The following is a 13033-nucleotide window of genomic DNA, read 5'->3' as shown; positions in this document are numbered from 1 at the left end:
TGGCGCGTGGACCAGCACGTTCGTCCGCTCGTAGCGTCATCGCCATGACAACGGACACCTCCTCGGAACGCCGGGGCACCGCCCAGCTCACCGCCGCGATGATGCTCTCCGGAACCCTCGGCGTCTTCGTCGTGGAATCCGGCGCGAGCGCCTTCGACGTCGTCTTCTTCCGCGTCCTGTTCGGCGCCCTCGCCCTCGGCGCGTACGCCACCGCCCGCGGCTACTTCCGCGACCACGGCCTCACCCTCAAGAAGCTCTCCCTGGCCGCGCTCGGCGGCGTCTTCATCGTCTTCAACTGGGTGTTCCTCTTCAAGGCGTACGAGGCCACCTCGATCTCCCTGGCCACCGTCGTCTACCACACGCAGCCGTTCTTCCTGGTGCTGCTCAGCGCCCTCGTGCTGCGCGAGCGCCTCACCCGCTTCCAACTGGGCTGGCTGGCCGCCGCGTTCGCCGGACTCGTGCTGGTCTCCGGAGTGCGGCCCGGCGACACCGGATCGCTCGCGGGCATCGGCCTCGCGCTGCTCGCCGCCATCCTCTACGCCCTGTCCACGCTGGTCACCAAGCGCATCACGGGAGTGCGCCCCCACCTGATCGCCCTGGTCCAGGTCGTCGTGGGCATCCCGCTGCTGCTGCCCTTCACCGACTTCGGCGCGATGAGCGGCACGGGCGCCGGCTGGGCCTGGCTCGTCGGCCTCGGCGTGATCCACACCGGCCTGATGTACGTGCTGATGTACGCGGCGTACGCCAAGCTGCCCACCGCCAAGATCGCGGTGCTCGCCTTCACCTACCCGGCCGTCGCGATGGTCGCCGACTGGGCGGTCTACGGCCACCACATCGGGCTCGTCCAGGCGCTCGGCGTCCCGCTGATCGTCCTCGCCAGCCTCAAGGTCACCCTGAGGCGACCGGCGAACCCTGCTCCCGCACGAGCCGCACGGCCTGCTCCACGAACAGCCGCACCTGCGCGGGAAGACGCTTCCCCGACCGCCACGCGAGCTGCGTCCACAGTGTGAACGGCGGCTCCCACGGGAGGCGCACCAGCGTGCCCTCCGCCAGCTCCCGCGCCACGGTCACGGCGGGCAGCAGGGCGACGCCGAGCCCGCCGGCGACGCCCTGCTTCGTCGCCTCGATGGTCCCGAACTCCATGAACGGCGGCGGAGTCCCGGTCCGGGTGCGCAGCTCGTCCTCGAAGAGGTCCCGGTACGGGCAGCCGGGTTCGGTGCCCACGAGCTGCGCCGAGGACAGGTCGGCCGAGGTGAGCGGGTCCGCCCCGCGCGCGGCCAGCGGATGGCCCGGCGCGCAGACCAGGACCAGCGGCTCCCGCGCGAGGACCTCGGTCTCCAGGCCCTGGTGCTCGGTCTCCGGCTCCATCAGGAAGCCCACGTCGTACGTGCCCTGCCGCAGCGCCCGCCGGGTCTCGTCGCCCAGCGTGGGCCGCAGCGAGAGCCGCACCTTCGGATAGCGGTGGTGGAAGAGTTCGAGGAGCGGCGGCAGCCGGTAGGAGGTCAGCGACTCCATCGTGCCCACCGCGATCGCGCCGGACGGCTCCTCCGCACCGACGACCGCGGCCCGTGCCTCGTCGGCCAGCTCGATGATCTGCCGGGCGTAGGGCAGCAGCCGCTCGCCCGCCTCGGTCAGCCGGATCCGGCTCCCCAGCCGGTCGAAGAGCTCGGTGCCGAGCGAGGACTCCAGGGCGCGGATCTGGCCGGTGACGCTGGACTGGGCGTACTTCAGCTCGGTCGCGGCCCGGGTGAAGCTCAGCACCGTGGCGACCTTCTCGAAGGTCACGAGCAGCCGCAGTTCCACGGAGACCTCAGCCCTCGTCCTTGTCCCGCTTCTTCTTCTCGTCCGGGTCCTCGTCCCTGAGGGACTTCAGGAACTCCGGGTTGTCGTCGGGGGCCACCCACTGGGTCCGGCCCCGTCCGTAGCCGCCGCCCGCGCCGGGCGCCCGGCGCTCCTTGCCGGTGACGAACCAGGCGATCGGGCCGAGCAGCACCTCGCCGAAGAGCAGCACGAGGATGACCCACACCACCTTCGGGAAGTGCCTGACTTCCTTCTCCGGGGTGTTCAGGACATCGATGAAGGCATAGATCCACACTGCCAGGACCAGCAGGAACGGCAGATACCTGAGCATGGTGGCGCGATCCCCCAAGCGGTGACGGCGGGAGGCGGACGAGCCCCCGGTGACGGGGCCAGGGTAGCCGGTGCCGGATACTGGAACGCATGGCTTATGACGATCTTCGCTCCCTGCTCCGGGCACTGGACCGCGAGGGCGATCTCAAGCGCATCAAGGCCGAGGTCGACCCGTACCTGGAGGTCGGCGAGATCACCGACCGTGTGCAGAAGGCCGGCGGTCCCGCGCTCCTCTTCGAGAACGTCAAGGGCTCGTCGATGCCCCTGGCGATGAACGTGTACGGGACGGACCGCCGCCTGCTCAAGGCGCTCGGCCTGAAGTCGTACGGCGAGATCAGCGAGAAGATCGGCGGTCTGCTCAAGCCGGAGCTGCCGCACGGCTTCGTCGGCATCCGCGAGGCGTTCGGCAAGCTCGGCGCGATGACGCACGTGCCGCCGAAGAAGGTGAAGTCCGAGAGCGCGCCCGTCCAGGAGGTCGTCCTCACCGGCGACGACGTCGACCTGGAGCAGCTGCCCGCGCTCTTCACCTGGCCCGAGGACGGCGGCTCCTTCTTCAACCTCGGCCTGACCCACACCAAGGACCCGGACACCGGGGTGCGCAACCTCGGCCTGTACCGCCTCCAGCGCCACGACAAGCGCACCATCGGCATGCACTGGCAGATCCACAAGGACAGCCGCAACCACTACCAGGTGGCCGCCCGCAGGGGCGAGAAGCTGCCCGTCGCGATCGCCTTCGGCTGTCCGCCGGCCGTCACGTACGCGTCCACGGCGCCGCTGCCCGGCGATATGGACGAGTACATGCTGGCCGGGTTCATCCAGGGCAAGCGCGTCGAGATGGTCGACTGCAAGACGGTCCCGCTCCAGGTCCCGGCCAACGCCGAGGTCGTCATCGAGGGCTGGCTGGAGCCGGGCGAGATGCTCCCGGAGGGTCCCTTCGGCGACCACACCGGCTTCTATACGCCGCAGGAGGACTTCCCCGCGCTGAAGATCGACTGCGTGACGATGCGGCGGCGCCCGCTCCTCCAGTCGATCGTGGTCGGCCGTCCGCCGACGGAGGACGGCCCGCTGGGCCGCGCCACCGAGCGCTTCTTCCTCCCGCTCCTCAAGGTGATCGTCCCGGACATCGTGGACTATCACCTGCCGGAGTCGGGCGGCTTCCACAACTGCGCGATCGTCTCGATCGACAAGAAGTACCCGAAGCACGCGCAGAAGGTCATGCACGCCATCTGGGGCGCGCACATGATGTCCCTGACGAAGCTGATCGTCGTCGTGGACAAGGACTGCGACGTGCACGACCTGCACGAGGTGTCCTGGCGCGCGCTCGGCAACACCGACTACGCCCGTGACCTCACCGTCGTCGAAGGCCCGGTCGACCACCTCGACCACGCCTCCTACCAGCAGTTCTGGGGCGGCAAGGCGGGCATCGACGCGACGAAGAAGCTGCCCGAGGAGGGCTACGTACGGGACGGGGGCTGGCCGGACATGGTCGAGTCCGACCCGGAGACGGCGGCGAAAGTCGACCGCCGCTGGAAGGAGTACGGGCTGTGAGCTCAGCCTCAGCCGCGATCCCGCAGCCGGGGCGCACCAAAGCATTCCTGCGCCTGGTCATGATCGAGCACTCGGTCTTCGCGCTGCCCTTCGCCTACATCGCCTCGCTGACCGCGATGTTCCAGCTCGACAAGAACATCCACTGGGGGCGGCTGCTCCTGGTCACGATCTGCATGGTGGGCCTGCGGACGTTCGCGATGGCGGCGAACCGCATCATCGACCGCGAGATCGACGCCCGTAACCCGCGCACCGCGCACCGCGAGCTCGTCACGGGTGCGGTCTCGGTCACGTCGGCGTGGACGGGCGCGCTCATCGCGCTGGTCGTCTTCCTCGGCGCGGCCGCGCTGCTCAACCCGCTGTGCCTGGCGCTCGCGCCGATCGCGGTGATCCCGATGGTGGTCTATCCGTACGGCAAGCGGTTCACGAACTTCCCGCAGGCGATCCTCGGCCTCGCCCAGGCCATGGGCCCGGTCGGCGCGTGGATCGCGATCACGGGCGAGTGGTCGTGGCAGGCCGTGATCCTCGGTCTCGCGGTCGGCGTCTGGATCGGCGGATTCGACCTGATCTACGCCTGCCAGGACGTGGAGACGGACCGCGAGGTCGGCGTGATGTCGGTGCCCGCGCGGTTCGGCATCCCCGCCGCCATCCGGGGCGCCCGGGGCTGTCACCTGGTGACCACGGCGCTGTTCGTCTGGTACGCGGCGGCCACCGACGCGGGCGCGTTCTTCTGGCTGGGACTCGCGATCGTCGCGGGCGCCTTCGTCTACGAGCACTCGATCGTGAAGCCGCACGACCTGTCGCGCCTGAACCGCGCGTTCTTCCAGGTGAACGGTTTCATCGGAATCGCCCTGTTCGTGTGCGCCCTGCTCGATCTGCTCGTACGCGGGCTCACCCTCTGAACGACCGCCGGATAGGCTCACAGAGTGAACCCAGGAGATACGCAGCGTAAGCCTTGGATCGTGGGGGTGTCGGGGGCCTCGGGGACCCCGTACGCCGCCGCCGTGCTGCGCGCGCTCATCGCGGCCGGTCAGAGCGTGGACCTCGTCGTGTCGCGGGCCTCGCGCCTGACGCTGCTCGACGAGACGGGGATCGCCTTCCGGGACGCGCACTGGCAGGAGGACCTGCGGCAGTGGCTGGGGCGCGGCGCGGACGGCAAGCCGGGCACGTTCGACGTGCCGGAGGCGTCCCTGGCGGACGTGCGGTACTGGTCCGCCGGTGACCTGGCGGCGGGGCCGTCCTCGGGGTCGTACGCGACGAAGGGCATGCTGATCGTGCCGGCGTCCACGGCGGGCGTGGCGGGCGTGGCGCTCGGGCTCTCGAAGGACCTGCTGCAGCGGTCGGCGAGCGTGACGCTCAAGGAGGGCAGGCCGCTCGTGGTCTGCGTACGCGAGACGCCGCTGAACGGGCAGACGCTGAAGCACCTGGTGAGCCTGGACGAGGCGGGCGCGATCGTGCTGCCCGCCTCTCCGGCGTTCTACGCGGGGGCGACGCACATCCAGGATCTGGTGGACTTCGTCGCCGGGCGGGTGCTGGACGCGGCGGGTGTGCCGCACAGCCTGTACCGCCGGTGGGAGGGAGAGCTGGGTTCCGGATCCGGAGGTGGCTCTGGCTCCCGGGGGGACTAGCGCTTCTTGGCGGCGCGCTTCCAGCGGGCCGCGGCCTTCGGCGCCTGGGTGGGCTGGTGGGCACGCGAGCGGTTGGCCATGTCCTGGAGCTCGCGCATGCGGGCGTAGGCCATCTCGATCGAGTACACGGGTGACTCACTCCTGAAGGATCGTCGTTGATCGGCTGAGATTGAGAAAGATTCACAGGGCCTAGGCCCTGTTGCGCCTTAGATTCTACACATAGACTCGCGGTATCGCTGAATAATGAAAGGCATCGCACCTATGGACGCCGTGGACAGGCAGCTCATCCAGGCCCTGCGGGAGAACGGCAGGGCCTCGTACGCCGAACTCGGGCGGCTCGTGGGCCTCTCCGGGCCCAGCGTCACGGACCGGATCAACCGCCTCGAAGCGGCCGGGGTCATCACCGGTTACCGCGCGACCGTCGACTCCGCCTCGCTCGGCCTCGGTGTCATCGCCCTCATCGGCATCTCGCTCTCCGACGCCGCCGACCACGAGGACGTGGCGCGCCGCCTGAAGGACCTCCACGAGATCGAGGACTGCTGGTTCATCGCGGGCGACGACTCCTACATGCTCAAGGTCAGGGCCAGCGACGTGGACGGCCTGGAGAAGACGATCCGCAGGCTCAGCGGCACGCGCGGCGTCTCGCGCACCCGCACCACGATCGTGCTCTCCACCAAGTGGGAGAACCGCGTCGGGGAGCTCCCCGAAGAGGTCTAGGGCGCGCCCTGCGTCCCCGGGGCGGAGGAGTACGGTTGGCGGAGTTTGTCGTAGGGAGAGGTAAGGGCCAGGGCATGGACGCAGGTCTCAAGCGCGAACTCGAGCAGAAGGTCCGGGACGGCGAGCGGCTGTCCCGCGAGGACGGCATCGCGCTCTACGAGTCGGACGACCTGGCCTGGCTCGGCGGCCTCGCCCACGAGGTGCGCACGCGCAAGAACGGCGACGTCGTGCACTTCAACGTCAACCGCCACCTCAACATGACGAACGTGTGCACCGCCTCGTGCGCCTACTGCTCGTTCCAGCGCAAGCCGGGCGAGAAGGACGCGTACACGATGCGCATCGAGGAGGCCGTCCGCCTCGCCAAGGCGATGGAGGGCGAGAACCTCACCGAGCTGCACATCGTCAACGGCCTGCACCCGAACCTGCCGTGGCGCTACTACCCGCGCTCGCTCTCCGAGCTGAAGAAGGCGCTGCCGAACGTCTCCCTGAAGGCCTTCACCGCCACCGAGATCCACCACTTCGAGACGATCTCCGGCCTGTCCGCCTCCGAGATCCTCGACGAGCTGATCGAGGCCGGCCTGGAGTCGCTCACCGGCGGCGGCGCGGAGATCTTCGACTGGGAGGTCCGCCAGCACATCGTCGACCACCGCACCCACTGGGAGGACTGGTCGCGCATCCACCGCCTCGCGCACGAGAAGGGTCTCAAGACCCCGTGCACGATGCTGTACGGCCACATCGAGGAGCCGCGCCACCGCGTCGACCACGTGCTGCGCCTGCGTGAGCTGCAGGACGAGACGAACGGCTTCCAGGTCTTCATCCCGCTGCGCTACCAGCACGACTTCGTCGACATGAAGGACGGCAAGGTCCGCAACAAGCTCCAGGCGCGCACGACGATGGCGTCCGGTGCCGAGGCCCTGAAGACCTTCGCGGTCTCGCGCCTCCTCTTCGACAACGTCCCGCACGTCAAGGTCTTCTGGGTCATGCACGGCCTGCACACCACGCAGCTCGCGCTCCAGCACGGCGCCGACGACATGGACGGCTCGGTCGTCGAGTACAAGATCACGCACGACGCGGACAACTTCGGTACGCCGAACAAGCTGACCCGCGAGGACCTGCTCGCCCTGATCCGCGAGGCCGGCTTCCGCCCGGTCGAGCGGAACACCCGCTACGAGGCGATCCGTGAGTACGAGGGCCCCGACCCGCTGCTGCGCGAGACGCCGCAGGCGATGCGGGTCTGACTCCCGGCGGCCTCGCCGGCCGCCCTCAGGGGTGCGCCGGCGAGGAGAGCGGGATCCGGGCGGTGATGCGCTTGCCGCCCTGGGGAAGATGACGCACGGTCACGTCGCTGGCCAGCCGGCACACCGAGGGCCAGCCGTGCCCGCCGCTCGTGAGCAGACTGTGCCGGACGCGGGTCACGGGCACCTCGTCGCTGGCGTCGTCCACGGCGATCTCGGCGAAGCCGGAGTGCACCCGGCACAGGAACCCGCGCAGTCCGCCCCCGTGCCGGATCGCGTTGGTGACCAGCTCCGACGTCACGAGCACCGCGTCGGCGACGGCCGTGTCGCTGGCCCGGTGATGGCCCTGGCCGAGCAGGGCGCGCACGGTCTCCCGGGCGGCGCCGGGGCTCCTGGCCCCGGTGAGGATGCTCGTGTCCTGCGTGCTGTCGAGGGTCACAGCGCGTACTCCCACTCGGGCCGTGGTGCGTCGGCAGAACGGCGCGGTGGCCGCGCCACGGGATCCGTGGCGCGGCCACCGACGAGCCTGCTGAAGGGTTAGAGACCGACCCCCAGGCCGAGGCCCAGGCCCACACCGTGGTGGTGGTAGTAGTGGTGGTGGTCCCAGTCGTGGTGGTGCGGCCAGTCGTCCCAGTCCCGGCTCTCGGTCTGCTGGACCACCGGAGCGGCAGCGGCGGAGGCGGGCGCCGCTGCGGCGATGCCGGCGGCCGGGGCGGCCAGTACCGCCGCCGTGAGACCGGCCACGGACAGGGCGCGGGCTATGCGCTTCATACTTCAGACCCTTCAGTGGGGCAGGGGCACGCATCGGTGCTGCGTGCACGAACTCTCCCCACGCTGAGGGGTGGTGCGGTGGCCTGCCCGCCGAACGCGGCTGGACGAGTGACAGGTCCCGCGAGGGGCCGCGGCCGCTCACGCGGCGGCAGCCCCGGGTGCCCTGCCCCCTCCCGCCCGAGGGCGGGAGGGGCGGGGTCGCGTCCGCGGTACAGCACGCGGACGCGCTCGGCTCAGTGGTTGGCCACGCCGTTGCCCGAGAGGACCGGGATGTTGTCCAGGATGTGCGACAGCGGCTCGTCGCCCTTGGCCTGGGTGGAGTTCTCGGTGCACTGCTGGTTCTGCGGGGCGGAGAGGACGTTGATGTCCTGGACCGCGACCGGCACGACACCCACGAGCGAACCGAGGTTCGCCTTGGCCGGCAGGCCGATGCAGGGCTTGTTCAGCGAACCCTGGACCAGGGACATCTGCGGGCTCATGTCGCCGTGCGTGGCCGAGTTGCCGAACGTCTGCGAGGCGCCGTTGCCGCTGACCGACGTGGTGCCCGAGTCGTCACCGATGGCCATGGCCTGGGGGGCCGTGGCGGCGGACACACCGGCGACGGAAGCGGCGAGCGCGGCCGTTGCAAACAGCTTCTTCATGGTGATGGTTTTCCCTTCGAAGGAAGTGCGGCTCCGCAGCGGAGCACGCGCAGTGGTCAACTGAATGGCGCGGCAGCAGTTGCGGCCGTTGCCCCGTTCAGCGGATTAATGTGCTGAATCTCAGGGGCAGATGACCTTGTCGCCGCGGAAGGCCGTCTGCACGGTGAGCCGCGGCGGGTCGGCGGGGACGACCGCGGAGTCACGCCTGGTCAGGGCTCGGTCGCGGTTCAGCGCGGCGAACACCTTGTCCGCCTTGGGCCGGTCCCATTCGAGGGTCGAGCCGATCCCGGCCTCCGGCGCGTTGAACCCGCGGATGGGGACCGTGGTGAACTCGGTGGCCTCCGGCGGCAGGGTGCGCAGCCGGGAGACGAGCGAGACGAGCTGGTCGAGGGTGAAGCCCTGGTCCACCGTGGCCGAGCCGAGCACGGTCTTGGCCAGGGCGGCGGTCCTGACCGGGTCGCCGAAGGACTCGTCCACGGCGAGCGTGCGCAACACCCCCACCAGGAAGCGCTGTTGGCGCTGGATGCGTCCCAAGTCCGCCGCGTTGTCGACGTGTCGGGACCGGACGTACTGGAGGGACTCGCCGCCCGTCAGGTCGTAGGTGCCCGGGGGCATGTCCATCCTGGTGGCGAAGTCCCGCAGCGGGCGGGGGGTGCACACGCGCACCGAGCCCGCCTCGTTGACGCCGTCGATGAAGCGCCGGAAGTCGATCTGCAGATAGCGGTCGATCCGGACCTTCGTCATCTGCTCGACCGTCCGTACGGCGAGCTTGGCGCCGCCCTCGGCGTAGGCGGCGTTGATCTTCGAGGGGTGGGCCGCCCGGACGGCACCGGTGGTGCCGTTGCGGTGGGCGGGGATGACGGCGCGGGAGTCCCGGGGCAGGCTCACGACGCTGACCCGGTCGTTCTTCCGTGACACGTGGATGAGCATCATCGTGTCGGAGCAGTTGCAGCCCAGGCTGCCGGTCGAGAACTCGCGTTTCTCGGACTTCGTGATTCCTGCGCGGCTGTCCGTGCCGAGCAAAAGAATATTCGTGCCGGGTCCTTCATTCGGACGATTCTTGATGCCGCCGAAGGCGTCGACGCGTTGGGCAGGGTGCGGTGCGGCCGTCGCGGCGATTCCGGTGAGGGCGGCGGCAAGCGCGATCCCCGTGGTGATGACGCCGAGACGCTTTCCGGCTCGCTTGCGGGCAGGGCTATGCGGGACCGTCCTCATTGCTGTTCTCCGCAATCAGATGAGGGGGAGGAGGAACCCTGGCACCGTAAACCGGTCGGACCGTCATTCTGTTGCAGCTGGAGTGTGGCGCCCGTGAACAACTCTTTCGCCCCAACGGGGCGGTTTCATTTCTGACTTCGACAGGAACGAAACGAAGAAGCCCCCACTCGCAACGAGGATATATGGCTGACCGTGCAGGATCATGGAAACGGCAAGGCGTCATTCCGGTGAGCAGGCAGCCCCCGGAACACCGTGCGGACCCCATCTACGAATCCCTGCTCAGAAGATGGCGAGAGCAGGGAAGAACCCTCCCCGGGCGTCCCGATCCCGAGTGGAACAGCCTGGTCCAGCAGGATCCCTGGCCGCGGAACTGAAAAGCGCCGCACCACAAAAACAGCGGGCCGCCAAGGAGAGAAATGGCGGCCCGCTGAGTTCGCTCGGCGTCAGTTGTTGCCCGCGCCGTTGCCCGACAGGACCGGGATGTCGTCCAGGATGTGCGACAGCGGCTCGTCGCCCTTGGCCTGGGTCGAGTTCTCGGTGCACTGCTGGTTCTGCGGCGCCGACAGGATCGGGATGTCCTGGACCGCGACGGGCACCAGGCCGACGACGGAGCCGACGTTGGCCTTGGCCGGCAGAGCGACACAGGGCTTGTTCAGCGAGCCCTGGATGAGCGCCATCTGCGGGCTCATGTTGCCGTACGTGGCGGAGTTGCCGAACTCCTGCATGGCGTTGTTGCCGCTCATGGTGCTGGTGCCGCCGTCGTTGCCGATGGCGAGCGCCGTGGGGGCGGCGGCAGCCGACATGCCGACGACGGAAGCCGTGACCGCGGCGGCGGTCATTACCTTCTTGAGCACAGGATTTCCCTTCTGAGTGAGCCCCGTCCAAGGAGCACCCTGAGCAACTACCCGGAGGGATGAGGGGTTGCTCGTGTTCACTCCGATGGCCTATCGCCCAGGGCGGCGGCCGCGGCCCGCTTGCTCCGTGTGGGCAGGTTGGGCCGGCGGTGCAGGTGCAGGAAGGACAGCCGCGTCAGCGTCTCGGCCGTCTCGCCCGCGGAGCTCGGGGTCCGGCTGCCGGACTCGTACAGCAGGTCGGTGTCCTCGGCGTCGATGTGCCAGGACAGGCTGCCCGCCGCGGTGTCGATGTGGACCATGCGCCCACCGTCCGGGCCCGGGAGGCCGACGCTCCCGCCGTGCAGACGCCAGACGTACGAGACGAGGGCCGTGCGCTCCCGACGCACCCGCCCGAGTTCGTGGTGCACCGTCGCCAGCCGCTCCACCAGCCGCAGTTCCCGTTCGCTCCACTGCGACGAGGTGGCGGCGCGCGGTGGGGAGGTCTCACATCTCACGCGTTTCATGAATTCCTTCCGGAGCCGGCGGGAGTGCACGTGATGTGAGGATAATCCGACCTTCATGTCGAACAGTGCGAGACGCGCGGCATACCGCTCCGACGGTGCAGTGGCGGTCGAAAGAACCGATGGAGTGAATGACCAGAACTAAACGCGGCAGGGAGAGTTGAGCAGCACGCAGTAACCTGAGCGTCTGCCCAGAAAAGGAACATCAAATGCTTAAGAAGGCAATGGCGGCGGCCGCGGTCGCCGTCTCCGTCGTCGGTATCTCCGCCGCCGCTTCGCCCGCGATGGCCATCGGTGACGACGGCGGCACCACGTCGCTGAGCGGCAACGACGCCAAGCAGGTGTTCGGCAACTCGGAGACCAAGGGCGACATGAGCCCGCAGCTGTCCCTCGTGCAGGGCTCGCTGAACAAGCCCTGCGTGGGCCTGCCCGTCAAGGGCAACGCCGGCGCCCTCGTCGGCCTGGTGCCCGTCGCGGTCCAGGACATCCCCGTCCTCTCCGCCCCGCAGAACCAGCAGTGCACCGAGAACTCGACCCAGGCCAAGGGCGACGAGCCGCTGTCGCACGTCCTGGACGACATCCCGGTCCTCTCGGGCAACGGTGCCGGCAACGGCTGATCCGTCGCTCCGCACGGACTGCTCGGGTCGCCCGGCCTCTTTCGAGGCCCGGTGCGGCCCGAGCTTTCCTGTGCCCGCAACTCCCGCTGATTTCATGCCCTTTCGCCTGCCGGTTGCATTCGAGTGAATTTTCTGAGCAGGTCAACTCCCTGGTTTCCTCCGGTCCTATCGCTCGTTAAGTAGGGCTCAGGTCACGATGCGGGAACACGAACTGCCCGATCGGCCTCGGCCGGTATTTGGACGTGACCCGAAAGAAGGGAAAAGCTGTGAAGCTCAAGAAGAGCGCAACGATCATCGCCGGTGCCGTCATGGCCCTGAGCCTGGGCGCCCCGGCGTTCGCCGACTCCGAGGCCGGCGGCGCCGCCACCGGTTCCCCGGGCGTTCTTTCCGGCAACGTCGTCCAGGTTCCCGTGCACGTTCCGGTCAACGTGTGCGGCAACAGCGTCAACGTCATCGCTCTGCTGAACCCGGCGTTCGGCAACGAGTGCGTCAACGACTGACGTAGCGGCCCAGCTGCGTCTTGCCGGCCCAGGGCGCCCCGGGTGCCCTGGGCCGGCTCCCCCTCGCACAAGAAGGACCACTCGAATTGCGACAGGCCCTCAGCAAAGGAATGCTCTCCGCCGCCGCGGCCACGAGCATCCTGTCCCTGTCCGGCACCTCCGCGTTCGCCGCCGATGCGAGCGCCCAGGCACTGGACTCGCCCGGCCTCCTGTCGGGCAACAGCGTGCAGGCACCGCTGGAAGTACCGGTGAACCTCTGCGGCAACACCGTGGACGCCGTCGCCCTCGCCAACCCGGCCTCGGGCAACGACTGCTCGTCCTCCTCGAAGCCCGCCCCCGCCGCGCACGGCGACTCCGGGTACGGCGACTCCGGGTACGGCCAGGCGGACAACGGCTACGCCGGGCACGACGACACGGAGATCACCCCGGCGACGCCGCACGGCCCCGGCGACGACACGGGCTACGCGGACAGCGGCGGCTCCTCGGCCGACGCGCAGACGGCCCAGTCGCCCGGTCTGCTGTCCGGCAACAACGTGCAGGCACCCGTCGAGGCACCGGTCGAGGTCTGCGGTGACAGCGTGGGTGGAGTGGCCGTCGCCTCGGGGGCGTACGGCAACACCTGCGAAGAGGCACCGCCGCAGGAGACCCCGCCCGCGCAGCCGCCCGGCGTCGACGTGCCC

At 69.3% G+C, this 13033-nt stretch carries 17 protein-coding genes and 1 pseudogene; 9 read left to right on the top strand and 9 right to left on the bottom strand.

Going from position 1 to position 13033, the window contains the following annotated elements:
- Window positions 1-44 precede the first annotated feature (44 nt).
- Window positions 45-1010 carry a DMT family transporter gene (locus tag AOK22_RS07190; RefSeq protein ID WP_055697739.1) on the top strand — a complete coding sequence of 322 codons (966 nt, stop codon included), beginning with the start codon at window positions 45-47 and terminating at the stop codon, window positions 1008-1010.
- On the opposite strand, the pseudogene AOK22_RS39560 reads toward AOK22_RS07190, so the two are convergent.
- Together AOK22_RS39560 and AOK22_RS07185 are read right to left on the bottom strand one after the other, a co-directional pair.
- Window positions 913-1803 (bottom strand): annotated as a pseudogene (locus tag AOK22_RS39560) (LysR family transcriptional regulator); the annotation flags it as partial. The gene AOK22_RS07190 and the pseudogene AOK22_RS39560 sit on opposite strands and share 98 nt — an antisense overlap.
- A 7-nt stretch (window positions 1804-1810) precedes the next feature.
- On the bottom strand, window positions 1811-2131 hold the full coding sequence (locus AOK22_RS07185; RefSeq protein ID WP_055697738.1) for a PLD nuclease N-terminal domain-containing protein: 321 nt from the start codon (window positions 2129-2131) through the stop codon (window positions 1811-1813).
- A gap of 89 nt (window positions 2132-2220) precedes the next feature.
- Between AOK22_RS07185 and AOK22_RS07180 the strand changes: the two genes are divergently transcribed.
- From AOK22_RS07180 to AOK22_RS07170, 3 genes are read left to right on the top strand one after another with little or no spacing between them, the layout of a single operon-like run.
- Window positions 2221-3678, top strand: coding sequence for a menaquinone biosynthesis decarboxylase (locus tag AOK22_RS07180; RefSeq protein ID WP_055697737.1), 1458 nt, complete (start codon window positions 2221-2223; stop codon window positions 3676-3678).
- Window positions 3675-4577, top strand: a complete 903-nt coding sequence (gene mqnP / locus AOK22_RS07175; protein WP_055697736.1) for a menaquinone biosynthesis prenyltransferase MqnP — start codon at window positions 3675-3677, stop codon at window positions 4575-4577. Before AOK22_RS07180 ends, mqnP begins: the two co-directional genes overlap by 4 nt.
- A gap of 24 nt (window positions 4578-4601) precedes the next feature.
- On the top strand, window positions 4602-5303 hold the full coding sequence (locus tag AOK22_RS07170) for a UbiX family flavin prenyltransferase (RefSeq protein WP_079036402.1): 702 nt from the start codon (window positions 4602-4604) through the stop codon (window positions 5301-5303).
- Here the strand turns inward: AOK22_RS07170 and AOK22_RS43680 are convergent.
- The gene (locus AOK22_RS43680) at window positions 5300-5431 is read right to left on the bottom strand and encodes a hypothetical protein (protein ID WP_279617075.1); all 132 of its coding nucleotides are present in this window, start codon (window positions 5429-5431) and stop codon (window positions 5300-5302) included. The genes AOK22_RS07170 and AOK22_RS43680 overlap by 4 nt on opposite strands.
- Before the next feature lie 133 nt (window positions 5432-5564).
- Here AOK22_RS43680 and AOK22_RS07165 point away from each other — a divergent pair, with 133 nt between their 5' ends.
- Both AOK22_RS07165 and mqnE read left to right on the top strand, forming a co-directional pair.
- The gene (locus AOK22_RS07165) at window positions 5565-6020 is read left to right on the top strand and encodes an Lrp/AsnC family transcriptional regulator (RefSeq protein ID WP_055549590.1); all 456 of its coding nucleotides are present in this window, start codon (window positions 5565-5567) and stop codon (window positions 6018-6020) included.
- A 74-nt stretch (window positions 6021-6094) separates the two neighbouring features.
- Entirely contained in the window at window positions 6095-7258 is a 1164-nt protein-coding gene (mqnE, locus tag AOK22_RS07160) for an aminofutalosine synthase MqnE (protein WP_055697734.1), read from the top strand.
- A 25-nt stretch (window positions 7259-7283) separates the two neighbouring features.
- On the opposite strand, the gene AOK22_RS07155 is transcribed toward mqnE, so the two are convergent.
- The 6 genes from AOK22_RS07155 to AOK22_RS07130 all read right to left on the bottom strand — a co-directional run bounded on the left by AOK22_RS07155 (window position 7284) and on the right by AOK22_RS07130 (window position 11230).
- Window positions 7284-7694: an ATP-binding protein gene (locus AOK22_RS07155; protein WP_055697733.1), complete on the bottom strand. Its 411-nt coding sequence runs from the start codon at window positions 7692-7694 to the stop codon at window positions 7284-7286.
- A 98-nt stretch (window positions 7695-7792) separates the two neighbouring features.
- Window positions 7793-8026: a hypothetical protein gene (locus tag AOK22_RS07150; protein WP_055697732.1), complete on the bottom strand. Its 234-nt coding sequence runs from the start codon at window positions 8024-8026 to the stop codon at window positions 7793-7795.
- Window positions 8027-8259: 233 nt separating this feature from the next.
- Window positions 8260-8667 carry a rodlin gene (locus tag AOK22_RS07145; protein WP_055697731.1) on the bottom strand — a complete coding sequence of 136 codons (408 nt, stop codon included), beginning with the start codon at window positions 8665-8667 and terminating at the stop codon, window positions 8260-8262.
- A gap of 120 nt (window positions 8668-8787) precedes the next feature.
- A complete protein-coding gene (locus AOK22_RS07140) occupies window positions 8788-9597 on the bottom strand; it encodes an LCP family protein (protein WP_269086358.1) in 810 nt (269 codons plus the stop codon).
- Window positions 9598-10325: 728 nt separating this feature from the next.
- On the bottom strand, window positions 10326-10736 hold the full coding sequence (locus AOK22_RS07135; RefSeq protein ID WP_055697729.1) for a rodlin: 411 nt from the start codon (window positions 10734-10736) through the stop codon (window positions 10326-10328).
- A gap of 77 nt (window positions 10737-10813) precedes the next feature.
- A complete protein-coding gene (locus AOK22_RS07130; protein WP_055697728.1) occupies window positions 10814-11230 on the bottom strand; it encodes a hypothetical protein in 417 nt (138 codons plus the stop codon).
- Between the two features lie 215 nt (window positions 11231-11445).
- On the opposite strand from AOK22_RS07130, the gene AOK22_RS07125 reads away from it, so the two are divergent.
- The 3 genes from AOK22_RS07125 to AOK22_RS07115 all read left to right on the top strand — a co-directional run.
- The gene (locus AOK22_RS07125; RefSeq protein ID WP_055697727.1) at window positions 11446-11853 is read left to right on the top strand and encodes a rodlin; all 408 of its coding nucleotides are present in this window, start codon (window positions 11446-11448) and stop codon (window positions 11851-11853) included.
- Between the two features lie 308 nt (window positions 11854-12161).
- Entirely contained in the window at window positions 12162-12353 is a 192-nt protein-coding gene (locus AOK22_RS07120) for a chaplin (protein WP_055697753.1), read from the top strand.
- A gap of 86 nt (window positions 12354-12439) precedes the next feature.
- The coding region (locus tag AOK22_RS07115; RefSeq protein WP_157872190.1) for a chaplin at window positions 12440-13033 on the top strand (594 nt) is incomplete at its 3' end.

The organism is Streptomyces silaceus, assembly GCF_001419745.1.
GTDB lineage: Bacteria > Actinomycetota > Actinomycetes > Streptomycetales > Streptomycetaceae > Streptomyces > Streptomyces silaceus.
This window is presented reverse-complemented; position numbering and strand designations above follow the sequence as displayed.

Excerpts from the sequence above, each read along its gene's own strand:
- AOK22_RS07190 (WP_055697739.1), top strand. The coding sequence starts at position 45 with ATGACAACGGACACCTCCTCGGAACGCCGGGGCACCGCCCAGCTCACC.
- AOK22_RS07185 (WP_055697738.1), bottom strand. The coding sequence starts at position 2,131 with ATGCTCAGGTATCTGCCGTTCCTGCTGGTCCTGGCAGTGTGGATCTAT.
- AOK22_RS07180 (WP_055697737.1), top strand. The coding sequence starts at position 2,221 with ATGGCTTATGACGATCTTCGCTCCCTGCTCCGGGCACTGGACCGCGAG.
- AOK22_RS07165 (WP_055549590.1), top strand. The coding sequence starts at position 5,565 with ATGGACGCCGTGGACAGGCAGCTCATCCAGGCCCTGCGGGAGAACGGC.
- mqnE (WP_055697734.1), top strand. The coding sequence starts at position 6,095 with ATGGACGCAGGTCTCAAGCGCGAACTCGAGCAGAAGGTCCGGGACGGC.
- AOK22_RS07150 (WP_055697732.1), bottom strand. The coding sequence starts at position 8,026 with ATGAAGCGCATAGCCCGCGCCCTGTCCGTGGCCGGTCTCACGGCGGCG.
- AOK22_RS07145 (WP_055697731.1), bottom strand. The coding sequence starts at position 8,667 with ATGAAGAAGCTGTTTGCAACGGCCGCGCTCGCCGCTTCCGTCGCCGGT.
- AOK22_RS07140 (WP_269086358.1), bottom strand. The coding sequence starts at position 9,597 with ATGCTCATCCACGTGTCACGGAAGAACGACCGGGTCAGCGTCGTGAGC.
- AOK22_RS07125 (WP_055697727.1), top strand. The coding sequence starts at position 11,446 with ATGCTTAAGAAGGCAATGGCGGCGGCCGCGGTCGCCGTCTCCGTCGTC.
- AOK22_RS07120 (WP_055697753.1), top strand. The coding sequence starts at position 12,162 with ATGGCCCTGAGCCTGGGCGCCCCGGCGTTCGCCGACTCCGAGGCCGGC.